Source organism: Texcoconibacillus texcoconensis, assembly GCF_014202575.1.
Classification (GTDB): domain Bacteria; phylum Bacillota; class Bacilli; order Bacillales; family Salisediminibacteriaceae; genus Texcoconibacillus; species Texcoconibacillus texcoconensis.
The window spans coordinates 82,771-108,802 of record NZ_JACHHB010000005.1; the positions used below are offsets into that span (position 1 = coordinate 82,771).

Annotated in this window: 24 protein-coding genes; 2 read left to right on the forward strand and 22 right to left on the reverse strand. The window is 40.8% G+C overall.

Annotation, left to right across the window (positions count from 1 at the left end; genetic code table 11):
• Nucleotides 1-153: 153 nt before the first annotated feature.
• The 18 genes from tgt to HNQ41_RS06845 form a co-directional block, all read right to left on the reverse strand.
• The gene (gene tgt / locus HNQ41_RS06760) at nucleotides 154-1,299 is read right to left on the reverse strand and encodes a tRNA guanosine(34) transglycosylase Tgt (protein WP_184663666.1); all 1,146 of its coding nucleotides are present in this window, start codon (nucleotides 1,297-1,299) and stop codon (nucleotides 154-156) included.
• Nucleotides 1,300-1,317: 18 nt separating this feature from the next.
• Complete coding sequence (gene queA, locus HNQ41_RS06765) at nucleotides 1,318-2,352, reverse strand: tRNA preQ1(34) S-adenosylmethionine ribosyltransferase-isomerase QueA (RefSeq protein WP_184663667.1); 1,035 nt, start codon at nucleotides 2,350-2,352, stop codon at nucleotides 1,318-1,320.
• Between the two features lie 85 nt (nucleotides 2,353-2,437).
• A complete protein-coding gene (locus HNQ41_RS06770; protein ID WP_184663668.1) occupies nucleotides 2,438-2,656 on the reverse strand; it encodes a DUF2905 family protein in 219 nt (72 codons plus the stop codon).
• The gene (gene ruvB, locus HNQ41_RS06775) at nucleotides 2,653-3,654 is read right to left on the reverse strand and encodes a Holliday junction branch migration DNA helicase RuvB (protein WP_184663669.1); all 1,002 of its coding nucleotides are present in this window, start codon (nucleotides 3,652-3,654) and stop codon (nucleotides 2,653-2,655) included. The genes HNQ41_RS06770 and ruvB overlap by 4 nt, the downstream gene beginning before the upstream one ends.
• 32 nt (nucleotides 3,655-3,686) lie before the next feature.
• Nucleotides 3,687-4,307: a Holliday junction branch migration protein RuvA gene (gene ruvA, locus HNQ41_RS06780; protein WP_184663670.1), complete on the reverse strand. Its 621-nt coding sequence runs from the start codon at nucleotides 4,305-4,307 to the stop codon at nucleotides 3,687-3,689.
• A 172-nt stretch (nucleotides 4,308-4,479) separates the two neighbouring features.
• A complete protein-coding gene (locus HNQ41_RS06785; RefSeq protein WP_246421529.1) occupies nucleotides 4,480-5,037 on the reverse strand; it encodes an intercompartmental signaling factor BofC in 558 nt (185 codons plus the stop codon).
• Between the two features lie 212 nt (nucleotides 5,038-5,249).
• The gene (locus tag HNQ41_RS06790) at nucleotides 5,250-5,984 is read right to left on the reverse strand and encodes a YebC/PmpR family DNA-binding transcriptional regulator (RefSeq protein ID WP_184663671.1); all 735 of its coding nucleotides are present in this window, start codon (nucleotides 5,982-5,984) and stop codon (nucleotides 5,250-5,252) included.
• Between the two features lie 152 nt (nucleotides 5,985-6,136).
• Nucleotides 6,137-6,943: a YhcN/YlaJ family sporulation lipoprotein gene (locus HNQ41_RS06795; RefSeq protein WP_184663672.1), complete on the reverse strand. Its 807-nt coding sequence runs from the start codon at nucleotides 6,941-6,943 to the stop codon at nucleotides 6,137-6,139.
• A gap of 131 nt (nucleotides 6,944-7,074) precedes the next feature.
• A complete protein-coding gene (gene safA / locus HNQ41_RS16755; RefSeq protein WP_184663673.1) occupies nucleotides 7,075-8,181 on the reverse strand; it encodes a SafA/ExsA family spore coat assembly protein in 1,107 nt (368 codons plus the stop codon).
• Nucleotides 8,182-8,401: 220 nt separating this feature from the next.
• On the reverse strand, nucleotides 8,402-9,298 hold the full coding sequence (gene pheA / locus HNQ41_RS06805) for a prephenate dehydratase (RefSeq protein ID WP_184663799.1): 897 nt from the start codon (nucleotides 9,296-9,298) through the stop codon (nucleotides 8,402-8,404).
• A gap of 17 nt (nucleotides 9,299-9,315) precedes the next feature.
• Nucleotides 9,316-9,768 carry an ACT domain-containing protein gene (locus HNQ41_RS06810; RefSeq protein WP_281393983.1) on the reverse strand — a complete coding sequence of 151 codons (453 nt, stop codon included), beginning with the start codon at nucleotides 9,766-9,768 and terminating at the stop codon, nucleotides 9,316-9,318.
• 146 nt (nucleotides 9,769-9,914) lie between these two features.
• On the reverse strand, nucleotides 9,915-11,207 hold the full coding sequence (gene obgE, locus HNQ41_RS06815; RefSeq protein WP_184663675.1) for a GTPase ObgE: 1,293 nt from the start codon (nucleotides 11,205-11,207) through the stop codon (nucleotides 9,915-9,917).
• A 44-nt stretch (nucleotides 11,208-11,251) separates the two neighbouring features.
• Nucleotides 11,252-11,791, reverse strand: a complete 540-nt coding sequence (locus HNQ41_RS06820; RefSeq protein ID WP_184663676.1) for a Spo0B C-terminal domain-containing protein — start codon at nucleotides 11,789-11,791, stop codon at nucleotides 11,252-11,254.
• A 117-nt stretch (nucleotides 11,792-11,908) separates the two neighbouring features.
• Entirely contained in the window at nucleotides 11,909-13,069 is a 1,161-nt protein-coding gene (locus tag HNQ41_RS06825) for a sensor histidine kinase (RefSeq protein WP_184663677.1), read from the reverse strand.
• A gap of 362 nt (nucleotides 13,070-13,431) precedes the next feature.
• Nucleotides 13,432-14,847 carry a protoporphyrinogen oxidase gene (gene hemY, locus HNQ41_RS06830; RefSeq protein WP_184663678.1) on the reverse strand — a complete coding sequence of 472 codons (1,416 nt, stop codon included), beginning with the start codon at nucleotides 14,845-14,847 and terminating at the stop codon, nucleotides 13,432-13,434.
• A gap of 13 nt (nucleotides 14,848-14,860) precedes the next feature.
• Nucleotides 14,861-15,787: a ferrochelatase gene (gene hemH / locus HNQ41_RS06835; protein WP_184663679.1), complete on the reverse strand. Its 927-nt coding sequence runs from the start codon at nucleotides 15,785-15,787 to the stop codon at nucleotides 14,861-14,863.
• 19 nt (nucleotides 15,788-15,806) lie between these two features.
• The gene (gene hemE, locus HNQ41_RS06840) at nucleotides 15,807-16,868 is read right to left on the reverse strand and encodes a uroporphyrinogen decarboxylase (RefSeq protein WP_184663680.1); all 1,062 of its coding nucleotides are present in this window, start codon (nucleotides 16,866-16,868) and stop codon (nucleotides 15,807-15,809) included.
• Nucleotides 16,869-17,201: 333 nt separating this feature from the next.
• Nucleotides 17,202-19,394 (reverse strand): transglycosylase domain-containing protein, encoded by a 2,193-nt coding sequence (locus HNQ41_RS06845; protein WP_184663681.1) that lies wholly within the window; start codon nucleotides 19,392-19,394, stop codon nucleotides 17,202-17,204.
• A 528-nt stretch (nucleotides 19,395-19,922) separates the two neighbouring features.
• Between HNQ41_RS06845 and HNQ41_RS06850 the strand changes: the two genes are divergently transcribed.
• Nucleotides 19,923-20,663, forward strand: a complete 741-nt coding sequence (locus HNQ41_RS06850; protein WP_343043337.1) for a cytochrome c biogenesis CcdA family protein — start codon at nucleotides 19,923-19,925, stop codon at nucleotides 20,661-20,663.
• A gap of 82 nt (nucleotides 20,664-20,745) precedes the next feature.
• The gene (locus tag HNQ41_RS06855) at nucleotides 20,746-21,951 is read left to right on the forward strand and encodes an amidohydrolase (protein WP_184663682.1); all 1,206 of its coding nucleotides are present in this window, start codon (nucleotides 20,746-20,748) and stop codon (nucleotides 21,949-21,951) included.
• Nucleotides 21,952-21,978: 27 nt separating this feature from the next.
• Here HNQ41_RS06855 and HNQ41_RS06860 read toward each other — a convergent pair whose 3' ends face one another.
• The 4 genes from HNQ41_RS06860 to HNQ41_RS06875 form a co-directional block, all read right to left on the reverse strand.
• Nucleotides 21,979-22,737 (reverse strand): EcsC family protein, encoded by a 759-nt coding sequence (locus HNQ41_RS06860; RefSeq protein WP_184663683.1) that lies wholly within the window; start codon nucleotides 22,735-22,737, stop codon nucleotides 21,979-21,981.
• 27 nt (nucleotides 22,738-22,764) lie between these two features.
• Entirely contained in the window at nucleotides 22,765-23,982 is a 1,218-nt protein-coding gene (locus HNQ41_RS06865) for an ABC transporter permease (RefSeq protein WP_184663684.1), read from the reverse strand.
• A complete protein-coding gene (locus HNQ41_RS06870; RefSeq protein ID WP_184663685.1) occupies nucleotides 23,979-24,722 on the reverse strand; it encodes an ABC transporter ATP-binding protein in 744 nt (247 codons plus the stop codon). The genes HNQ41_RS06865 and HNQ41_RS06870 overlap by 4 nt, the downstream gene beginning before the upstream one ends.
• An 85-nt stretch (nucleotides 24,723-24,807) precedes the next feature.
• Nucleotides 24,808-25,962, reverse strand: coding sequence for an MFS transporter (locus HNQ41_RS06875; RefSeq protein WP_184663686.1), 1,155 nt, complete (start codon nucleotides 25,960-25,962; stop codon nucleotides 24,808-24,810).
• Nucleotides 25,963-26,032 lie beyond the last annotated feature (70 nt).

Sequence of the window (26,032 nt, forward strand, 5' to 3'; positions counted from 1 at the left end):
CTATGTTGAAAAACTGTGCTCGTTTCGTCATAAAAGACTCAAGCGGACATCAGTATTTCTAAATCACCTTTCTATGTCTCCCGTACTATTGTAGACAATCTATGAATGAAAAATCAATGATTATCCATTCGTATAGGAAATAATTCTATCATTTTAAAAGTTTTTCGCATCTGGTCGATTGAAACCATATTGCTCAAAAAAGGCTTCACGAAAGTCTAACGTGCGGTCTTCGCGAATCGCTTGACGTAAATCATCCATTAATTGAATTAAGAAATAGAGATTGTGGTAAGATGTCAGACGATAGCCGAATGTCTCATCGCACTTAATCAAATGTCTTAAATATGCACGGCTATAATTTTGACATACAGCACAATCGCAATTTGGATCAAGTGGGCTAAAGTCCCGTGCATACTTCGCATTTCTGACAACAACTCTTCCTTCACTTGTCATACATGTTCCGTTTCGAGCAATTCTTGTGGGAAGTACACAGTCAAACATATCAATTCCTCGAATCGCCCCGTCAATTAATGAATCAGGTGACCCTACCCCCATTAAGTAGCGTGGTTTGTCCGTTGGTAACAACGGTGTCGTTTCTTCAAGTACCTGATTCATAATCGGTTTCGGTTCACCAACAGACAAGCCGCCAACAGCGTATCCAGGGAAATCAAGCGATACAAGGTCTTTTGCGCTTTGTTTTCGTAAATCGCTATATTCGCCACCTTGAACAATCCCAAACAACCCTTGTTCATTTGGACGCCCATGCGCTTTTAAGCACCGCTCCGCCCAACGGCTTGTTCTTTCTACCGACGCTTTCATATAGTCATACTCAGCAGGATAAGGTGGACATTCATCAAAGGCCATCATAATATCAGGACCGAGTGCATTTTGAATCTCCATGGAACGTTCAGGCGTCAAATACAATTTCGCACCACTTAAGTGATTACGGAAGTGAACACCTTGTTCATCAATTTCACGCAAATCACTCAAACTAAAAACTTGAAATCCTCCAGAGTCCGTTAGAATGGGACGATCCCAATTCATAAACTTATGGAGTCCTCCTGCTTCTTTTACGATATCTTCTCCTGGTCGTAACCAAAGGTGGTACGTATTACTTAAAATAATTCCCGCACCGATTTCCTTTAACTCCTGAGGACTCATCGTCTTCACTGTCGCAAGCGTCCCAACAGGCATAAACACCGGTGTTTCAAATGAACCGTGCGGTGTGTGCACAATCCCAAGACGCGCTCCTGACTGTTTACATGTTTTAATGTGCTCGTATGTAATTGGTGGTTGTGTCATCCTCGTTCCTCTCTTTCATTACATTAATAACATCGCATCGCCAAAACTAAAGAAACGGTAGCGATGAGCAATCGCTTCTTCATAAGCAGACAATATCCGTTCGCGCCCTGCAAAAGCGCTAACAAGCATCACTAACGTCGATTTTGGCAAGTGAAAGTTCGTTACAATCCCATCAACTGCCAGGAATTGATAGCCTGGGTAAATAAAAATATCTGTCCAACCCGATGAAGCATGAAACGTCCCTTCACCTTCATTAGCAACGGTCTCAAGCGTACGCGTTGATGTTGTTCCGACCGAGATAATCCGCTTTCCATTACTTTTAACCTCGTTTAACGTACGAGCTGTTTCTTCTGATAACTCATAGTACTCACCGTGCATTTGATGTTCTTCGACATTGTCCACATTAACCGGCCGAAATGTTCCGAGACCAACATGCAACGTCAAAGTAACGATATGAACCCCTTTTGCTTCTACCTCCCGCAAAAGATCATGTGTGAAATGGAGACCTGCTGTTGGCGCTGCAGCTGAACCTTCATTCTCAGCATAAACAGTCTGATAACGATCACGGTCATTAAGCTCTTCTTGGATGTAAGGAGGTAGTGGCATATGGCCAAGTTCATCAAGGACCTGTTGCAAAATCCCCTCATAAGAAAGTTCTAAAAGTCGACCGCCTTCAGGACGAACTTCTATACAAGTGGCTTTTAAACGACCGTCACCAAAACTTATAACAGTCCCTTCTTTCACTTTTTTCGCAGGCTTTACAAGTGCAGACCAACGATCGCGATGATCTTCCTCTTGTGATAGTAACAGAACTTCAATTTTCCCACCAGTGTCTTCCTTTTGACCAAAAAGTCTCGCTGGTAACACTTTCGTATCATTTAAAACGAGACAGTCTCCCGGATTCAAATATTGAACGACATCGGAAAATTGCTTATGATCATTTTCCTGTTTGTCCTTATCAACGACGAGCAATTTCGAAGCTGTTCGATCTTTCAGTGGGGTTTGTGCGATTAATTCTTCTGGTAAATCAAAATCAAACTGACTAACGTCCATTCACGTTCAACCTTTCCTTAACTTCATACTTAGAAATGACTTTCATTAGCATAGTACATGGTAAGCACCGAAGCAAGTTCTCCCCTTACCGAAATCGACCAATAAAGTAAAGAACAAGCGAAATCACAATACTTAATACAATCGATGTCACAATCGGAAAATAAAACGTCGTATTCCCTCGCTGGATAAAAATATCACCCGGTAACTTACCAAGAGAAAGAAAGCGCCCGCCTATTTGCCAAAGCAAACCAACGATGATTAAAATGACTCCGACCGACATTAACAGTTTCGGTATCGAATTCACTTTTCTGGCACCTCCATTTGTAAATGCTCATAAACTTTCGCAGTTGCCACACGACCTCTTGGCGTACGCTGTAAAAAACCAATTTGTAATAAGTAAGGTTCGTAAACATCTTCAATTGTATCCGCTTCTTCACCGATGGTTGCTGCGATCGTCTCTAAGCCAACTGGACCCCCGCGAAACTTTTCAACCACACTTTTTAACAACTTATGGTCAATATGATCGAGACCAAGCGGGTCAACTTGCAACCTTTCTAACGCTTCAACAGCGACTTTTTCATTAACATTTCCGTCAGCTTGAACTTGAGCAAAATCACGGACACGTCGAAGTAAACGATTTGCGATACGAGGTGTCCCTCGCGAGCGACGAGAAATTTCTGCACTTGCATATTCATCAATCTCAACATCCATCACTTCTGAAGTCCGTTCTACAATTTCTTGTAACTCCTCGTGAGAATAATAATCAAGGTGACTGAGTACACCGAAACGATCGCGAAGTGGCGCAGATAACAACCCAGCTCGCGTCGTCGCCCCCACGAGCGTAAATGGCGGTAAATCAAGACGAACTGAGCGCGCTGAAGGACCTGTTCCGATGACGATATCTAAACAAAAATCCTCCATCGCTGGATACAGCACTTCTTCTACTGAACGAGGCAAGCGGTGAATTTCATCGATAAAAAAGACATCTCCTGGTTCTAAAGCCGTTAACACAGCCGCTAAATCACCTGGTCGCTCAATCGCCGGACCTGACGTTGTTCGGATATTAACCCCCATCTCATTAGAAATGATCGTCGCAAGCGTCGTCTTTCCTAACCCAGGAGGTCCATCTAGTAATACGTGGTCTAAAGATTCCTCGCGCATTTTCGCTGCTTCAATAAATACATGTAAATTTTCTTTCACTTGACGCTGGCCGATATATTGAGCCAACGTTTGCGGCCTTAGCGACGATTCCACAGATTCTTCATCATATTGAGCCTCCTGAGAGACCATACGATCTTCCATACTCTTATCCCCCCATCAGATTCCGTACACCATTACTGTTGAAGCATCAATTGCAATGCCTTTTTAATATATTCGTCCGTTCGCAAACTTAATGATTGTAGTTGCGGGTACACTTTTTTGATTTCTCGCTCAGTATAGCCTAACGCACGCAGCGCATCCATCGCTTCATCAAGTTGTGATTCATCGTCTTCATCTGGTTGAGCAGCTAATTCATTCTGTTGCGTCAGCATCCCCTCTGTGATCGAAGCAGAGAAGTCATCTAATTTTCCTTGTAAGTCCAAGATCATCTGCCTTGCGGTTTTTTTCCCGACGCCCGGAAATTTCACGAGAAAAGATTCGTTTTCTTTTTCTACCGCCTCGACAACTTTTTCGGGTTGGCCAGACGCTAAAATCGCTAAAGCACCTTTCGGACCAATCCCAGATACGTTTAACAACTGAGAAAACAAGAGCCTCTCTTGTTTTGTTTGAAATCCATAAAGCTGAATCGCATCCTCTCGAACATGTTGATATGTATAGACTTTCACTGGTTGTCCCATTTGGTCTTGAAATAAGTAAGGATTGGCACTATAAATCATATAACCGATACCAAAGACGTTCACGACAATATGATCTGTTTCCACAGAATCAAGCGTTCCTTCTACAAATGAAATCATGTTTCTATCTCCCCTCCATGCGTAATCTATTCGCACTTACTAGGCGAACAGACATTTCTATTTTATCATAGCCGACGATATTTCATAGGGGATACATACGTATCGATCAATAAATAAACAAAATTACGTCCCTGAATCGTAAAACAAAAAGCTGACCCCTGGGCCAGCTTCTTTACATTTCTTTCTTTTCGTATATTTCCAATTCATTAATCACTTCCAAATAATCTTCTTTAGAAAAAATTGGAATACCATTTTGCAACTCATCGAACTGATGGCTTTTTAACCGCTCCGTGTCAATTTGAAAAAACGATTGAATCGCTTCACTGTTTTCAGGTTGTCCATTGTATAAATGTAACACCCCTTCTTGCGATATGCCAAAATGGCCATTTATTTTCATAACAGGGGAAAGGTCATTAATTTCTTGTTGGAATACGACTTCCTCTTCGCTTTGTTCCACTAGTTGCCAATCATTATAGGCAGCCCAGAAATCTTCCATTGACCAGATTGTTTGTTCTATCGTTTCTTCACTCACCTCACCGTCAATGTAAACACGTTGTAAAACAACGTCAACTGTTTTGGGGCCATCGATTTCATAAGTGGATTCATTTTCTTCAGCCTCAGCTAGACTGCTTGGTTCATTTAGAAAAAATGAAAAAGCTGTCGTTACAATCAATAAGATTGTCATGACTCCGATCCATTTGGTTTGTTTTCTTGACTTAACGTTTACCATAAAGTGAGCCTCCTGTCTTTACTCACAACATGATGAAAGTACTTTGATTCAAATAATCAAATTGTAGGAACATCATGCAGTCGTATTGATGATGTTTTTGTAAAGAAACAATCAGTTTAAGAAAAATCAGGTTATAAAAAAGCTTTTAAAGATGGCATTATTATATTTGCCGCCTTTAAAAGCTTTTATACATATGAAACTTTCTTTGCTGATTATGCACTTGTTTGTAGGTTGTGGTATACGTTCTGGACATCATCATTATCTTCCAGTACATCCAGTAATTCTTCAATTTCTTCAGCTTGTTCATCGGATACGGGTATGTTTGTATCTGGGACCATTGTCACTTCTGCAGTCGTAAACTGGTAGCCTTGACCTTCTAAACCTTGTTTGACCTCTTCAAAATGCTCTGGCGCTGTATGAATAAAAACAAACTCATTTTCAGTTTCTACATCGTCAGCACCAGCATCAATCGCTTCTAACATGAATGCTTCTTCATCAAACGAGTCATTTTCAGTTAGTTCCATCGTCAATAGACCTACCCGTTGAAACATAAATGATACACAACCATCTTCCCCTAAGTTTCCTCCGTGTTTATTAAAAGCATGACGAACTTCAGCAGCGGTTCGATTTCGGTTCTCGGTTAAAGCATGGACGTATACTGCAACACCATGCGGCGCGTATCCTTCATAAATAACTTCCTCGTATTGGACAGCACCAGCATCTCCAGTCGCCTTTTTGATCGTCCGCTCGATATTATCGTTCGGCATGTTGGAAGCTTTCGCTTTATTGATCGCCATTCGTAAACGGTTATTTGTACTTGGGTCATCTCCACCGTTTCGTACAGCTGCGAAAATTTCTTTTGAAATCTTTGTGAAAATTTTGCCTCTTTTTTTATCTTGCGCTTCTTTTCTCCGCTTAATATTACTCCATTTTGAATGTCCTGCCACCGGCATTCTCCCTCCTTTTTCCACACTCACTATAGCACAAGCGTATAAATACGGTCAAAATGGACTTAAAATAAACGAAGGGTCACCCATTTACGTCAACAACTTCACGAAGTTGTTAATGTTTGAGTGACCCTTCTCTCTATCTCATTGTCCTAACGACTTCGTTCAAACGGGCGTTGTGCCGCATCGCCAAGGTCGTCAAGCATTTCATTGAATGTTGCACCGAACTCTTCAAATGGTTCACCAGCTTGAATTTGTTCATCAATATCGCGAACTTGACCTACTTGATCTCGGTCTGTAACAACATGGACGTTTTTATCGTCATCCATTTTATTTACTTGTTCGCGAACTTCATCTTCAACATCTTCACCGTCTTCAACTGCAACAATGACATCATCACCATTTACAATGACATGGCTTTCATCGACACCATCAATATCCGCTACACGATTTTGTACACGTTTAGTCGTATTTCCGTCGTATTCGCTACGATTGAAGTTTTGACTACGAGTACCTTCTTGATCTTTTCGATCCACTTGATCACGGTCACGTGTACCAGTTAAGTCATCGTCACGGTTATGTTGACCTGTGATACCACGATTGTTAACAATACCATTGTCGTCAGCCATTCCGTCACGATCATTTCCTGTAATTCCAAACCCACGTTGGTTTCCATCATTTCTTTGCCCACCAAAGCGAGTTCCACCAAGACCGCGGTCAAAATCACGTTGATTTCTGTCACCTACAGTTTCACGGCGCGGACGTTGATACGTTCCATACTGATCACTTGCATCATTTCTTGCTCCCAAGTAACCATTGTCGTAACGATCAGGGTCCATATAATTTTCAGTTTGACCTTGATAAGGACCTCGTGCACCTTCATCAACATCGCCACAACCTGCCATACCACCTGTAGTCAGAACTGTCACTGCTGTTAATGTCAAAACGGTTTTCTTCATATTTTTTTATCCCCCTTTCATGATATAGCATGTGTCATGAAAGGAGGATTAGTCTGTTATTTACAGGAAGGATAACCGTGGTATTGGTTGCTGATAAAAATCAAACCAATCTGCTAAAAACGGTATAGTCGTTATTCTGTTTCTTCTTCCCCTTCAGATGGATGCTGAGCAGCTATTTCCTCTTCTTCCCAATCATAACGCATCTCATAACCTGGCATCATTTGCTGCTGTGGGTAGCCATACATAGGCATTCCAGGTTGTGGCATTACAGGATAGCCAGGTTGTTGGAATCCTGGATGCATGCCTTGATGCGCTGGTTGCTGATAACCTGGGTGCATGCCTTGATGCGCTGGTTGCTGATAACCTGGGTGCATGCCTTGATGCGCTGGCTGCTGATAACCTGGGTGCATGCCAGGTGCCATATGTCCATTAGGATGCTGGTGCTGCGTTACATCGCCATATTCAGGGGTCTGTTGCTCTGCTTGCATTGGCATCATCGGCGATGGGACGTGTTCCGCATCTTCATCATTCATATTCATCCACGGCATTTGATGATCGTTATTATTATTATCATTATTATTCCAATTTGCCTGATTCCAATGATATTGATGAGCATCTTGCATTGGATATGGTTGTGCCCCCATCATTGGATAGCCATAATTCATTGGGTAACCAGCCGATGGTGCACACCCTGGTAACACTGGCGACACTGGATACGCATCAAAGCAATGAACAGGTGCTGGTTTGTGCTTCACTGGTTTTGGTTTCATCATTTTTTGCGGTGCTTTTGGCTTTTTCATTTTCGGCTCTGGCTTTGGTTTTTTAGGAGGAGCGGGCATTTTAGGTTGTTTATAAACATTAAAGTTCATGTTCATTTTCTGGTTTTGTGCTACTTGTTGCTGTTGTTGATGAAAATGCGGTGCTGGAGGTGCTTCAGGTGCTGGTGCTGGTGCTGGCGCTGGTGCTGGCTCTGGCATCGGAGGTGCCGGTTCTTCCTTAACACCTTTCACCTGTTCTTTCGGTGGCGCTTGTTCTTTTCTCTCTTCATTTACGAATTCATATCCAGTTTCTTGTCTTACAGGTATACTTTGGCTCGGAATTTTAATTTTCATACCTGGCATAATTAAATCAGGATTACTCAAATGATCATTTACAGACTTTAATTCTTCATAATCAACACCATAATATTGTGCTAATTTCCCTAAAGTATCGCCTTTCTGTACAATATGAATTTTCACGTCTAATTCCCTCCCATACGAATTCTGCTACATCCTATGCAGAGGTAGGCGATTCGTCACCCACTTTACAACTTTTAACCCTAAATATTTTGTATGAACTCAACCAAATAAGTAGAACGTTACTTCATTCACACCTATCAAAGGTCTGGGAAAAGGATACTTAAAAGCACAGTTGCGTTTTGATACACAACTGTGCTAAGTACAAAATAAACGTAAAATTTTAAAACGAAGACCCATAATTTTGCGTTTCTTTAACAGCCTGTGCCACATAAGAAAAACATGGATAACTACCGAGCAAGTCAACACCACAACCTAGCGCTTCTAACTCGCCTACAGCACCTTGAAAAAGTGGGGTATCTTGATGCCCCTCAACATCGATGATGAAATAATATCTGCCTAGCTCTGTTTTCATCGGTCTCGACTCAATTTTCGTCAAATTTAATTTTCGCCAAGCAAACGCAGAAAGAACTTGATGTAATGCACCAGAATAATCTGATGGTAACGTTACAAGCATCGTCGTTTTCTCTGATGCTGGTTGCCCTGATGAGATTGATATCCCTTTAGAAGCAGGATTTTTTAGTAAAACAAAGCGTGTATGGTTATTTGGGTAATCATTGATATCATGCTGCACGATATCTAAACCATACTTCTCAGCTGCCCATGCATTGCTTATTGCTGCTGCATTGTCCTCAGGTTGTTCAGATAACCATTTAGCTGCAGCTCCTGTCGAAGACATCGTTTCAACCTTTGCATGTGGAACAACTTGTCGTAAGAACTGATGACACTGTGCAATCGCATGAGGATGTGAATAAATAACTTCAACAGACGACCACGATTTTGTATGATTGGGATGAGTAACGAAATGTTGTTGAATCGGAACAATAATTTCACCACAAATTTCTGCCCGACGATGATGAATAAGATAATCAAGCGTAATATTAACGGACCCTTCAATCGTATTTTCTAGCGGGACGACAACGCCATCAACTTCGTCAGAAAACAAGGCATCAATACTTTTCGGGATTGTCTCATAAGCCACTCTTTTCACACTAGGTAAAGCTGCTTGGGTAGCAGCTTCTGTAAACGTTCCTTCTGGACCTAAATAACCTACCTTCATCATCTGTTCTATCCTCCTTAGTCCGTTCCTGATCCAATCACTTCCACACGATCAACCGGTTCAAGGGCTTCCATTTTATCTGTAAGTTGGCCAATATCCCCCGTCAGCGCTGCGGTTTCAATCGTTAACGTGATTGTTGCTCGCCCCTGCAAAGGGATCGTTTGATTGATCGTTAGTACATTAGCCCCCGCTTCTGCAACGGTCGTTAATAATCTGGATAGCGCACCAGAACGATCTTGGAGATGAATGGAAAGGGTCATGATTTTCTCCTTAACCATAGTATGAAACGGGAAGATGCCATCTTTATATTTATAGAAAGCACTGCGACTCAATTCAACTGAATCTGTCGCATCAGAAACTTTTTCAAATTTCCCACTTTCTAGTAATTTCTTTGCTTCAACCGTTTTCAGCATGGCATCAGATAGCATATCCTCTCGGACAAGATAAAACTGGTCTGATTGTCTGCGCAACGGTACCACCACCGTATCTTTTATTAGTATTTCTTTATTATAAAGTCGTTTCCAAACAAAGACAATGGTCATGCATCGAAAAAACATAAAAGGCCGCAAGATCTTAGTTCTTGCAGCCTAAACAAATATACGAATGTACAGTTTTTTTACTCAACAAATTCAAATTCGTATTTTAAAATACGAACAGTGTCACCACCTTGTGCCCCTCGATCTCGCAGCGCATCATCAATACCCATATGACGTAATTTACGTGAGAAACGACGAACCGATTCTTCACGTGTGAAATCAGTCATCTTGAACACTCGCTCAATTTCTCCACCAGTAACGACAAAGGTACCATCATCATCACGACTAATATGAAATGGCTTTTCTTGTTTTTCCTCATAGCGATAAACAACTCGCTGATCTTCTTGTTCCTCTTCTTCTTGAAGAAGTGGGAATTCTGGCGTCGTTTCAAGAAGGTCAGCAATTCTTCTTAATAATGGAGCAAGTCCTTGTTTCGAAACAGCAGAGATCGGAATAATATCAACCTCTTCACCAACCTGCTCTTTAAAAAATTCAAGTTGATCTTCAGCTTCAGGTAAATCCATTTTATTAGCAACAACAATTTGCGGACGTTCCATTAAGCGTAAATCATATTGTTCAAGTTCTTGATTAATTTTTGTGTAATCTTCATACGGATCTCGTCCTTCAAACCCGGACATGTCAATCATATGAACGATGACTCGCGTTCGTTCAATATGCCGTAAAAATTGATGACCTAAACCGACACCTTCGTGCGCACCTTCAATCAATCCTGGAAGGTCAGCCATAGCAAAACTCCGACCGTCTTCGGTGTCGACGATCCCTAAATTCGGTTTTATCGTCGTAAAATGATAGGAAGCTGTTTTCGGTTTCGCAGCGGAGACAACTGAAAGAAGCGTGGATTTTCCAACACTCGGAAAACCGACAAGACCCACGTCGGCTAATAACTTAAGTTCTAATTTTAAGTTACGCTCTTGACCTGGTTCACCATTTTCTGCAAGTTCAGGTGCTGGATTTGCAGGCGTCGCAAAACGAGTATTTCCTCTGCCTCCACGACCACCCTTAGCAACGACTTTTTCTTGACCGTGATCTGTTAAATCAGCAAGCGTTTGACCAGTCGTTTCATCTATGACCGTCGTTCCTGGTGGGACACGTACAATAAATCCCTTTCCATTTTTTCCGTGTTGGTTTTTCGGTCGACCATTTTCACCACGGTCAGCTTTAAAGTGACGCTGATAACGAAAGTCCATTAATGTTCTAAGTCCTTCATCTACTTTAAGGACAACATCTGACCCATTTCCTCCGTCACCACCTGCTGGTCCTCCATTTGGTACATATTTCTCTCTCCGGTAGGCGACCATTCCGTCCCCACCGTCTCCAGCTTTCACATAAATATTGACGTTATCGACAAACATGCTTTCATGACACCTCTCTTTCCGTTACCCTTACACCTACCTGCTCAAGGCCCGATTTCAAGGCTAACGAAAATTTCATTTTCCATAAATTGTTTTTCTTTACATTTAACGCCTGTTTCTTTTGTCGTCACTCGTTCTATAAAGCATTCAATTTCATCAAAAGATGATATACGCCCGTGAAAATCCCACTCAAACGTCAAATGATCGAGGTCCTTTAAAACAAGGAGAAGATGATTGTCTTCTCCGATTTGACTCGATTTGTCAAAGGCAATGAACCCCTCATTTAGTATGCGCACGATCTTCGCTTCCTTATCGCTTAAGTCTGACCTTTCTAGCAAACATTCATACGCTAATTGATAAGGATGATTATGCCAATTAAAGGTAAGTAAACGCTCGGCAAATACTGGCGCATTTAAGCTGGATATTTTGCTGTCTTGATGCGCTTGTTGAATTATTTCCTCAATTACATCATTCATACGGTCATATCTTTCTAAAGCCATATACCCTTTGATTAACTGTAACTGATTTAACCAATCGTGACGAGAATGGCGTAACGCTTCAACGATTTGTGCAGATTTTGACATACGTACACTCCTAAGCACAATTTCACAATCTTCTGTATACGTAGCTTGCTCACTCGTAAAATAACCGTTTCCTATCTTATCACATTCAATTTCCTGAGCGTACCCAAAAACTGAATATTAATACCAATCTTCACTTTCATAAACATTCAATTGGACGATAAATGTCGTCTGATCATCTTTTGATGAACAAGTCAGTTGTCCATGATGTTTTTCGATTACTTGTTTACACATGGATAAGCCAAGTCCCTTACCAAGTTCCTTCGTACTTACAAACGGCTCGAAGATGTTCGGCTGTAAATGATCCGGAATTTTAGGTCCATTGTTTGTGAAAATCAACTCATAAATGTCTTCACGACGACATAGCTTTACTGCAAGTCGGCGGTCCGTTTTTCGATGAAGCAATGCATCTACAGCATTATTAACAAGCTTCATAAACGATAATTTAAGTTGTTGTTCATTCCCATAAACAATCGCCGGATCATAATTTTGAATATGATGCCGTATATTTTGTTCACTAAACACAGGCTTAAACTTGTCAATAACTTCTCTTAATACCTTCGTTAAATCTAGCGCTTGTTTGGACGCATCGGTTTGATTTTGCTCTTGAGATAGAAGCAAAAATTGTTGCACATGTTCTTCCATTTGTTTAATATCTCGTTGAATGTGGTTAATATATGTCGCTTCTTGCTCTTCTTTACCTAAACGACTTTCTAATAGTTGAATAAACCCTTTTAATGACGTTAATGGGTTGCCTAATTCATGTGCGAAGGTCGTCGATAACTTTCCTAGTATTGTCATCCGCTCGTGATTTAATAATTGAACTAGTTGCTCTTTTTCTTCAATGATCTCTGTTTTCTTTTGAATTTCATCTAAACTCAATTGCTTTTGTAAATAAAAGAAGTGTTCATTCACCTTGGAAATGACTTCTACTTTCTCGATATCTTTTAATGCCGAATCTTTAATAACACTTTCTAACTCTTTTCTTACAAAGTTCACTCCGTCTACCACCACATCAAATTGAATAGGGATGTTATTTTGAAAATGGTTCACTAATTCACCAAAACGTTCAATTAATTCATCATCCCACTTATTCAAGGATTGAACGATGATAAGAAAAGCTTCGTTTAAAAAAGGGAGCAACTTGTTAATGTCACCATCATAGCCTTTTAAGATCGATTGCTCAATCAGATGGTTGATGATCTGTGTTTTTTTTTCTAATAATTCGTCTATAAACAATAGTAAGTTATTCTCTACTCGCATCCCCTCATCGCATACCAATTAAGATCTCCCTTTCATTTTTCTGCCTCCTATAGTATACGTCATTTTTGATTTCACAACTGAAACGTTTTTTTGACAAAATAGTTTGTCATTCGAGAAATTTTACGGTCATTTACATCCATTCGACAGATCGCAACCTTCTAATTTCCTACATTTGCAAAAATGAAACCGCATAAATTTGCTACATTTTGACGAAACGCTAGGTTAGCTAAAGTCTTTAGGTAAGTATTTTCGCTATAAAAAGTTACTTTCAAAAATGAATATGGGACCCCCGCCCCCAACGTTACACAGTGACATCAAATACTGATGGTTAGTGTACGTTGACTTTCCAGGAAGTCCCTTTGAGTTTGCTTTCTCAATTTTTATTTCGCTATTGCAAGGATTTTCCTTGCAGCTTCTGCACCTTGATTAATACAGTCAGGAAGACCAATCCCTGCAAAAGAAGCACCTGTCATTTCTAGGTTCGGGTACTCTTTTTCTAACGTCTCCTTCATTTCTTTCATACGATCTTTATGTCCAACTGTATATTGAGGCATCGCATTTTTCCAACGCTTAATACGGTAAAATTCTGGCTCACAATCGATGTCCATAATTTTTCGTAAATCGTTAAGGACCACGTCAATCATTGTCTCATCTTCTTCAAAAACGATGTCCTCATTACCAGCATGACCAACGTAAGCACGTAAAAGCGCATAATCTTCTGGCGCAGCATGGGACCACTTTTTATGCGTCCACGTACATGCAGTGATCGTATAGTCCCCTGTTTTAGCAACGATAAATCCTGTTCCATCGATATCTTGTTTAACCGCCGATTTTGGAAATGCTAAAGCTACTGTCGCTACTGAAGTTGCTGGGATATCTTGTAACATTTCTCTTTTGGAAAATGACGGAAGTAATGATGCATTTACATAATGTGGGGTTGTCATAATCACGTCATCAACATATACGTCATCAGCATTTTCAATAGAAAGAAGATACCCACCATCTGTTCTTCCAACTCGTTCTATCACCGTTTGTAAACGTAATGACTCTTCCGGCAGTGTATCAGCGATCGCGTCAGCAAAAGATTGCAAGCCACCTGTAAATGAGAAAAACATCCCTTGTTTTTGGCCAGTCCCTTTTGCTTTGGAAGTTTGTCCCCCACGATTCATTGAAGATTTCATCCCAAGGATCAAGCTACGGTATTTATCTTCAAGGCTCTGAAAGTTTGGGAATGTAGATTGTAAACTCATGTTATCAATGTTTCCTGCGTATATCCCCGATAATAAGGGTTCAATCAAACGATCAACAACTTCATTTCCTAAACGTTTACGAAAGAACGTACCTAAAGATTGGTCGCGACCGTCTTTCATTGTCCGCGGGAGAAACAAGTCTCCAGCAGCACGCACTTTTCCGCTTGGAGATAAGAGCTTTGTTGATGCAAAGGGACCCAATTGAGTTGGAACACCCATAATAGAACCGCCAGGCATTGGGTGAAGCGTATCACCGTGAAGGATGTATGATTGTCCTGTTTGGTTTCGGATGAGTTCTCCATCAATACCTATTTCTTCAGCGAGGTTTGCAGCACTTGTTTTCCTTGCCAAAAATGAATCTGGACCTAACTCGATAATAAAATCATCGGTATAGTCTGTATGGATTTTCCCTCCGACGCGATCACCTGCTTCAAAAACGGTAACCTCTACACCCAAACCTTGTTGCTTTGCTTCTTTTACCGCATAATAGGCTGCGCTTAAACCTGTTATGCCAGCCCCTATCACAGCAATCTTTCGCTTCTCCATCAAAACCCGCCTTTTACAATTCTTTTTCCACTACCGTTGCTAGCGCATCGATAAAATCATCTTTTGCGTTTGGCATTTCTGGCCTGTAATATTCAATACCTAATTCATCTGTCACGACTTTACATTCGTAATCGTTATCATAAAGAACTTCAAGATGGTCAGCCACAAAGCCAACTGGACAATATACCATCGCTTGGTAACCATGTTTTTCATATAAATCACGCGTCAAATCTTGAACGTCTGGGCCAATCCATGGGTCAGGTGTGTTGCCTTCACTTTGCCAACCAATCGTGTACGTATCAATCCCTGCTTTTTCGGCGATTAAATCAGCAGTTTCCTTTAATTGATCTGGATAAGGATCGCCATCTTGTAAAATTTTCTCGGGTAAGCTATGTGCAGAAAAGATGACACATGAGTTGTTTCGAGATTCTTCACTCATTTCAGCCATCGTTTTTTGCAATTCTTGCGCCCAATAATCAATAAACTTAGGTTCGTTGTACCAACTTTCTACACTTGTGATTGTCGGTCCATCAATCTTTTCCGCTGCCTCTTTCGCACGACCATTATAGGATTTGATGCTAAATGTAGAATAATGTGGCGCTAATACGATGCTGACCGCTTCCTCAATGCCATCATCTTTCATCTGTTGAACAGCATCTTCAATAAATGGATCAATGTGCTTTAACCCCAAATACATTTTGAACGTCTTATCCGCAAAACGTTCATTTAACTTTTCCTCTAGCTTTTTCGCTTGCTCATTTGTAATTTTCGATAAAGGAGAGATTCCTCCAATCGCTTCATAACGAGAGATCAAATCATTCAACTGTTCCTCTGAAGGTTTTCTTCCTCTTCGAATATGTGTATAGTACGACTCCACTTCACTTAAATGACGCGGTGTTCCATACGCCATAACGAGCAACCCGATTGTTTGTTGTGTCATCATTCTCTCCCCCAAATTCCTACAGTGACTTATTTGATGCTTTAAAATGTTCACGACTATATTCATGAACGAAAGCTGTTAAACGCTTGAGCGTCTCTGGTTGTACTTCCGGAAACACACCATGACCGAGGTTGAAAACAAAACCTGGTTGCTTCATTCCTTGATCAAGAATGTCTTTCGCTTTTGCTTCAATAACATCCCATGGTGCTAATAAAACGGATGGATCGAGATTTCCTTGAACTGGTTTATAAATACCGTTTGCTCGTGCTTGAGCAATTGGCGTTCGCCAATCTAAGCCGACGACATCAAGCGGGAGATCCTGCCAATCATTCGATAAATGGCTAGCGCCCACTCCGAACATAATCAGTGGTACACCTTCCCCTCGAAGTTCAGAAAAAATCCAGTTCATTGTCGGTTTAATATAAGTACGATAATCTTCGGCATTTAAAGCTCCAACCCATGAATCAAAAATCTGAATTGCTTGGGAACCTGCTTCAATTTGTGCCTTCACATAAGTAACTGTCATTTTCGCTAGCTTGTCCATAAGAAGTGACCAAGCTTGTGGTTGACTATACATCATTGCCTTTGTTTTATTATAATTTTTCGACGGCCCACCCTCGATCATATAGCTCGCTAACGTAAACGGTGCACCGCTAAAGCTAATAAGAGGAACAGTCAATTGTTCACGCAATAGCTTAATCGTATCGAGAACATAAGGTACATCCGTTTTTGGATCAATTTCGCCTAAACGTTCCACGTCAGCATACGTGCGAATTGGTTCGTCAATAACAGGACCTATCCCTGGTTTAATTTCTACATCAACACCGATTGCCGGTAATGGTGTCATAATATCTTTGTAAAGAATCGCAGCATCATTATTGTATTGTTCTACAGGCAAACGAGTGACATAAGCGCATAAATCTGGACGGTGGGTAATCTCAAACAACGAATATTTCTCTTTTAACGCACGGTATTCAGGTTGAGACCTCCCAGCTTGACGCATATACCAAACAGGTACATGATCCACTTGTTCTCCTCTAACTGCCCTTAAAAATTGATCATTAAATGGTTGCTCAATCATTTATACTCCCCCTATTTTCCGAGACGATCACTTCTAAAGTTAACATTCTCTATATTCAATCTTTAAATCGCCTTTACTATACTTAGTCCCAAATCGATTGTACAGTTTCTTTTAGAAATTGTCATCAAATCGATACTTACTATTGATGGATTTCTACCGGGTCGATTCATTTCAATATTTAATCCTTTGATCACTGACATCGCTACCTTTTTATAACGTCCACATTTTTACACATGTTGCTTGTTGTTTCCTTTGCTTAGTTTATCAAACACCATGTTGTTTATAACAAAAAGAGGAGACTTCATGAGTCCGCCTCTTTTAACATTTATAGGTTTAACCTTGGGTAAACCAACGAGCTTCTGCTTGCACAATTTGTGAAGGTTCTCCTTCCTCATCACGTTGTGGATTATATGGGACAACTTGAAACTCGCGTTCTTCAAATGGATTGAAAGATGACAATGAAGCATTCGTTTTTCCGACAACAGTATCAACTTTCTTCATTTTACCATCACTCTTTTCATAGATGTGATAATGTACCCGTTCATCATCTGTCCCCATCCAGGATAACGTCGTTTCAAAACCTGTCAATCCAAACTCAACATTTACTTGTAAATCGTTAACAGCAGTTAAACGTATGGGTGGTTCTATATCTTGTGTCCCTTCAGGTTGATCGAATGCAACTTGTATATTTTGGTCATCCATAGGAAATTCACTCAAAATCGACTTAAAAAGGTGAGTTGGATATTGGCTACCAGCGGTTAAATAATGGTCTTCATCATTTTGATCATGACCCATCCACACTGCACCTGTCACCTCTGGGGTATAACCTGTAAACCAGATGTCACGTGCTGCACCTTTTACCGACTCATAAGAAGTTGTTCCTGTTTTACCAGCTAGAGCATAATCATAACTGCCATGAGAGCCAGTACCATCTTCTACAACTGCTTCTAACATGCGCGTCATCGACCATGCAGTCTGTGGTGAGACAACCCTATCTGATTCTAGATCTGCGCCTTCTACAATGTCACCATGACGATTCGTCATTTCATTAATCACATACGGTTCGTGGTACACGCCCCCTGTGGCATAGGGGACATACCCAGCCGCTAGATCAAGAGGCGTCACACCATTCTCTAAACCACCTAAAGCCACCGCAAGCCCTTGGTCCGATATATCCAAACGATGGTCCTCTAAATAAGCTTTTGACTTCTCAACACCCATTTCATTTAATAACCAAACAGCGGGGGCATTAATAGAATATTTCAAGGCGTCATACATCAACTGTTCCCCTTGATAAGTTCCAGATAGATTCGAAGGTTGATAGTCTCCGTAATCAAGCAACTCATCTCGAAGGAGAGAGTAGGGTTCATATTCGCCACTTTCGAGAGCCGGCCCATAAACAGCAAGAGGTTTAAAAGTTGATCCGGGTTGCCTTTTAACAGTGACGCGATTTAAATTTCGGGTAACATATTCACGTCCACCTTGCGCAGCTACAACAGCTCCTGTTTCATTGTCAAGTAGGACAAACGCCCCTTCTACAGGGCGTTCTCCTGGTGAGTCAGGAAATAAATCTCCATTTTGAAAATGATGAAAAGCAACGCGTTGCTTTTCTTTATCTAAAGGAACGACGATCTCATAACCACCTCGTCGAACTTCCCCTTCAGTTAATTGATACCGCTCCCTCGCTTCATCGATGACCATATCCACATACGTCGCAAATGCCTGGTCATTTTCAAAGCGATAATCGTCCGTCCCTAATGTTGTACCTTGTAGGCGGACAGCTTCTTCAGCACTTATATAGTCTTGTTCTTCCATAACATTTAATACGAGATTCCGACGCCCCTTCGCTCTTTGTTCATCACGCAATGGTGAATAACTATTAGGTCCTTTCGGAAGTGCTGCGAGGAGTGCACCTTCTTGCACGTTTAATTCTTCTACATCTTTATCAAAATATTGCTTACTTGCTGCTTGAACACCATGAGCACCGTGACCAAAGTAGATCCGGTTCAAATACATTTCTAATATTTCATCTTTATCATAACGTCGCTCTAAATTCATCGCGATCAAAATTTCCTTTGTTTTCCGTATAAACGTTTGCTCATGCGACAAAAATGTATTTTTTGCTAACTGTTGCGTAATCGTACTTCCACCTTCTACGATTCCACCAGCAACAATATCCCGATACAGAGCCCGACCAATTGCACGTAAGTCAATACCTGTATGATCATAAAAGCGGGCATCTTCAATGGCAATAAAAGCTTGTTGAACATGTTCTGGGACATCATCAATTGATACCAGTTCTCGATTTTCATCAAATAGTTTTGCAATCGTCTCACCTTCTAAGTTAACGACAGTTGATGTTTCGCTTAACACGAGTTCTTTATCGTCAATAGCATAATCTCCAAAAAGAATCGAACCTAAATATATCGTAAACCCTACAATTAAAACGAATAAAAGGGCAGCAGCTCCTATCAATATACGCTTTTTCAGCAGTGTTCCCCCCTTTTCTATTATTATCGTTATCATACAATAGCTAGATAAAAAACGAAACTAAAAGAAAACAACAATCGAGCATTTTTGACAAAGGCAACAAAAAAGTAAGACACTTCATGTAGTTTTTGCCTTACATAAGATTTGGGGTCATTTTCATCATTTTGGTGTTAGTGAGATGAATCGCCTTTATATACGGCCTCCAACTTTTAAATACCGAAAGCGTGTCGGTTGTAGATAAAGGATGCAACAAGGTATCATATTCTTGTACATCTACTTTGCAAACTGAATATATAGGGGTGTGACAAGAAAGACTTTGTCACGTAATGTATCCATGCACCACGCTCTCAAATAATAACAGTCTATACAAAAAAGTGGTTTAATGAATGATGAAACCTTTTCAAAACCCGCTTTTTTTATCGGTGAGAAGTCAAGATACTTTAGTGCATGATTTTTTTTCGCTATAATAGACTAGACTAACAATGCCCAAAATTTTTCACATTTACATCGTGCAAATACCAAAAACAAAAAAACAACTTTTAAAAAGTCGGAGGTGTCATCATATTGGGCGAATCATTAATGGTAAATGACTTTACGTTCCTATCAATCTGGATCGCATTATTTGCAGGGGTCATCTCTTTCCTATCACCATGTATATTCCCAATGGTACCTGCATATTTAGCCCAGCTAACAGGATCATCAATTTCCAACAACCAAGTTCACGCTGATCGTCGCATCATTTTATCGCGAAGTATCGGTTTTATTATTGGGTTTACATCAATCTTTTTACTGATCGGTGCATCCTCTACGTACATCGGGTCTTTATTCACCCAAAACCGAGAACTTTTGCAACAGCTTGGCGGAATCATCATCGTTTTATTCGGTTTACAAATGTACGGAATACTAAACCTTCAATTTTTGATGAGTGAAAAACGTCTCCGCGAACCAAAACAGGCGACAAGTTTTTTCCGCTCAATTGGCTTCGGATTCGTATTTGCAGCAGGTTGGTCTCCATGTATCGGGCTCGTGTTGGGCTCAATTATCGCTCTAGCGATGCAGGGAACTTCTTTAGCGGAAGGGATGATCTTACTATCAGCTTATTCTGTTGGAATCGGTATTCCTTTTTTACTAATCGGCCTGTTTTATGCACGTTCACTAAACAAAATGCGTAATTTAAATAAATACCTACCGATCATTCAAAAAGTTAGTGGCGTTATTATGATTATTCTCGGTGTACTTCTGTTTACTGGTTGGTTCAACCGAATTTCTGCTTACTTGGCAAATTATATTCCTTTTAACATTTAAGTTGCCCAGATCGTAATAAGTACCAAAATCTGCTATCCTTATATTACATGTAAGTGGCAACAACGAAGAGGAGGAATAGCCGATGGAAAATGAAATTTCCAATCGATTAAATGCATTATTTCATGAAATGGTCGATATTAGACGTTTTTTACACCAATACCCGGAACTGTCTCACCAAGAAGAACACACGCCGCGCTACATTGCAAATTATCACGAACAGTTAGGCTTAGATGTTCGAACGAATGTTGGAGGACGTGGCGTTGTTGCAACCTTAACAGGAGCATATCCTGGGAAAACAATTGCTGTTCGTGCTGATTTTGACGCACTACCGATTCAAGATGAGAAGGATGTTCCATATAAGTCAACCATTCCTGGAGTCATGCATGCTTGTGGTCACGATGGACACACCGCACTGGTTCTCGCCCTTGCTAAAGCATTATCAGAAAGGCGCTCCTCCCTTCACGGAACGGTCGTGTTTATACATCAACACGCAGAAGAGGTATCACCAGGTGGCGCCAAGCAAATGATTGATGATGGTTGCTTAGAAGGGGTCGATGAGATCTTCGGAACCCATTTATGGGCAACAGAGCCGCTCGGAAAAATTCAGTATAAGCATGGGCCATTTATGGCTGCAGCTGATCGCTTTGAGATCGTCATTCAAGGACAAGGTGGACACGGTGCACAACCTCATGTAACTAAAGATGCGATTTTAATCGGATCAAATGTCGTTCAGTCATTACAGCATATTGTCAGTAGACGTCTCAACCCTATTCAATCAGCCGTCATTTCTGTGGCTAGTATTGAGGCGAGCAACCCATTCAATGCGATCGCTGATCAAGTGAAAATGGAAGGGACAGTAAGAACTTTTGATCCTGACATACAAAAAGACATCAAAAGGGTCATGGACCAGACAATCAATGGTGTTTGTCAATCTTATGGTGCTAGCTATACATTCAATTATTTTGACGGACATCCAGCAGTCGTTAATGATCCATCTGCATCTGATGCTGTCGCCAATGCCGCGAAAGGCATCCAAGAAGTTCAAGAAGTTGAATATGCTGAACCTCAAATGGGAGGCGAAGACTTTAGCTATTATGTGCAAGCTGTTCCTGGTACTTACTTTTTTACAGGCGCGAAACCAAAAGACGTTACAGAAACAATCCCTCATCACCACCCTAAATTTGACATAGATGAACGATCAATGTTGATCGCATCAAAAACCCTCGCTCGCACTGTACTACAGCGTACAGGAACAACACAGGCAGAAGGGTTTGAACACATTAAATAGCACTAAAAAAAAGGGAGGAGGGCTTTATTAACCCTTCCTCCCTTTTAATTCCTCAAACCACCTCAATCTGTAAGCATTAATTGCCCTGTCCGCTAACACATCCACATAATGACGATTGGCAACAGCACCGACAGCCGCTCCAAACCCCGGAATCATTTGTAACATTTTCGGCAAATCAATCGTATCCCGATAATCAAGTTGAAAATCTGTCCAATCAATTTCACCTATATAATCTTGTTTTTCACGAATACGACTTGCTTCTTCTTCCCAATGACAAAGTCTCTCGTAAACTGCTGTTCGATTTTCTGGTTTTGCAAACGTTAATTGGAAAACGAGCAGCATAAACACGCGTTCTTCAATTAAATTTACATCTCGACCATAAGCTTTTGCTGTATCGGATAGCAACTTCATTTTGATGGCTAAAAATAATGGAAAATCAGCAAGTCCAAGAACAATACCACCAAACCCTGTCCCAGCGCCTTCAACTGCTGCTGTACGTTTATAAAACGCTCGAAGTTCCTCAACCTTCATTTCACGTTCTTCAAGTGTTTCATCCCCTACCAACAAAGTTTGATTTGAAGTCCACTGAGCTCCAGTTAATGTCATACGAACCATTTGTTTAACTGCTTCGGACACTGTCGCGTGCACGCGCTTTGGCATCATCTCGTTTATTTTTTTTTGCCAACGTTTAACAACTTGATTAGGTAATGAAGGAGAACGATGAAGGCGGTGTTGCCATCGTTCTAATTCACGCTTTGCTTTTTGTTCATACGATGATGCTTGCAAAATGGTCACCTCTTCACGTTGTTTCAATTAAGCCAACAACTTTTTTCTCATCCAACCGTAAGTAAATACGCCACTCGTTCCAACCCCTAAAACGAAAGCGATAAACATTTGCAAATTGATGCTGTGACTACTAACAATCACGACTGTAAAAATCGCTACTTGTAATAGAAGTAAACAAAAAACGACAGCTTGAACCGCTTGTTGACGCTCACTTTTTGCAATTGGATAAAGGTCGACTTGGTGGTTTGTATGAAAGTGCCGATACAAAGTAGCGATCTGCAACCCTGTCATATAGGTGAATAAAACGACGATGAACCACTGTGCCCAATCCGTTTGAATCCAAATTAAAAGCAAGGAACCAACAATTGTTAGCCGCATATAGATCCCAAAATAATCATTCGAACGTAAGAAAGCTCGACTATACAAATAGTGAAATGTACGCTGTTGCGCATACGGAACAAGGCGAAGTACCGGTGTCAACAATTTTCGAGCTCGAACCTTCGTTTTCAAACGTGGGACATCTGTAAATGAATTTGCGATCCGATAAAACATCGTAAGCATTTGATCCTCAATTTCGACAAGTTGATCCCACTTCAAACTATGATTTCGACCGAGGCGTTGATAATAGGTCGCTGTTATCAACGCAAGGATAATAAAACCTATAGCAAGTACAAACACATTTACAAGGTGAAAAACGAATAATGTCATAACAACATTAGCGACGAAGCGCAATATAAGATGGATATTTTGTACACCACGTTCTTGTAAACGCTGTTCGTTAAATGACGCATACATATTCCAAGCAATCAGCAAAACAAAAGCTAAAAACGAGGCAAATAACGCACCAACATTTGCAGTAATTCGATCTGCATACATCGGTGTCACAATTACTGTTAATAAGAGTAACCACGCCGATTGAACAGCCAAACTATAGAAAAAAGATGTACGAAAGTAACGATCAATTTTCCCTTCTAATGGAGACAAAAATACGACATCTGCTTCTTTTAAAAACGTGCGCACACGCACCTTACTTAAAAATAAAGCGAAAACGAGAGCTAAAAAAACTTCTGTCGGAAAGCTTGCTGGTAGTTCATCAAGGAAAATCCCATAATAGTAACTCCCAAATACAATCAATATGTAAACCGTAAATAAAAAGCCACTGTTTCCAATCAGGCGTAAATAACGAATCGCCATTCGCCAATATTCTTTCACACGTTTTGACCACAATGATTGAATATTGATCATCGGACATCTTCCTTTGTCACATGAACGTAAATGTCATCGAGGGAAGCGCCTTGAAGCCCCGTTTGCGCCTGCAAATCAGCTAACGTTCCAGAAACGACGACTTCACCATCATGTAACAAAATAAAACGATCACAGTAACGCTCAGCAGTCGCTAAAATATGCGTCGACATTAAGACGGCAGCGCCTCGCTCTTTTAAGGAAACGATATGGTCTAAAAACGATTTAATCCCGATCGGATCCAAGCCAACAAATGGTTCATCAACGACATAGAGAGGTGGCGATACCATAAATGCGCACATAATCATTACTTTTTGCCGCATTCCCTTTGAAAAGTGGCTCGGAAACCAATTCGCCATTTTCTCCATACGGTATTCTTTTAAAAGTTTCTTTGAACGTTTTTTATAATCATCCTCTGCCACACCATATGCCATAGCCGTTAATTCCAGATGTTCTTTTAAAGTTAACTCCTCGTACAACATCGGTGTCTCAGGGATAAAAGTATAGGAACTTCGATAAGTTTCTGGGTCGTTAAGAAACGTTCTACCTTGAATGGTGACGTTTCCAGAAAAGGGCTCCATGAAGCCAAGGATATGCTTGATCGTCGTACTTTTCCCTGCCCCATTCAAACCAATCAAACCGACGATTTCAGAGGAAGAAACAGAAAAATCAACCTCATGAAGAACTGGCTTATTTCGTTGGTAACCACCTTTTAGTGTTTGCACCTTCAATACTTCTTCCATTTTCATTGGCTCCTTCCGTTTCATGCTCCCTCTACTATACCGCAAAGGAAGTCAACAGAAAAGAAGCGCCAATCCATTTACTTGACTACCCCATCGTTGTCCCACGAATCATTCGTATCATTTCCATTCCCATAATCGTAAATGCTACTGCAACGAGCAAAAATGCAATAAAATATGGTGACATAAAATCACGAACAACCCCCGCAATAAACGGGCTCGAAATCGAACCAAGGGAAAACACTGCCGATAAAAATGCAAACCCTTTACCATATGCTCCACGGTCCAACCTCTCACCTACTAACGTCGTCACGGACGGGAATAAGAGCCCAAAGCCAATTCCAAAAACGAGTAACGCGCCAGGTGTTGGAATTGGACCAACGAGTAAAATCCAATAAAAACTAACCGCAAAACTTAATAAACCGAGAAACGCACGAACAATAGCTGGAATACGATGTATTAATGGGAAGAGGAGAACCCCTAAAGTCCCAAGCCCAATTAAACTAATAAATTGGCCTACGTCTCCTTTTCCGGCTTTATCGTCAACCGCTAAAAACGGAAGTTCATACATCAACGTACCTTGTGCATACATCATCGCAAATGCGGTAACCGAAATCGGTAAAAGCATCGATACGCTCTGCTTTTTTTCCGTTGACTCATGCTTTTTAACAGTGACGATATCTTCCCATTTTGCAAGGCGTAGCGCAAATAAAAAACTAGCAAAAACTAGCGTTCCTATGATGAGATAAGCAACAGGAAAGCCAGCATCCTCCGCAACCCTTCCACCAATTAATGGGGCGACAATCGTCGCAACCGTTATGATCAAACCATTTAAAGCCATATTACGGCTTCTTTCACGTGAAGTTTGAGCCAGTCCTGACAATAAAGCCATACATGCAGGTGTCAAAAAAGCAAGTAAAAACCCATTAATCATTCGCAATACAAAAAGGTGTTTAACATCAGTTACGACCATATGCAACAAAAATACAATCGCAATACATACTAATGGAAAAATAATAAATGGACGTTTTCCTACTTTGTCAATCACCGGGCCAGCTAATAAATTCCCTGTCATGTTTGCAAATGAAGTGACACTTAAAATTGTACCCACTAAAAAGCTACTCGCGCCTAAAGAGACAGCAAAAGGGGCGAAGAAAGGTGATTGCATATGGGTTCCTAAAAATAAAAAGAACAGCACGAAACATAGGATCATCGTTTGACGTGTCTGAGGTTGCATGTCCATTCCCCATTCCCCCTTCACTGCCACCCTATGAAACAACGAAAAAATTTAGACGAACAATTAGACAAAATCG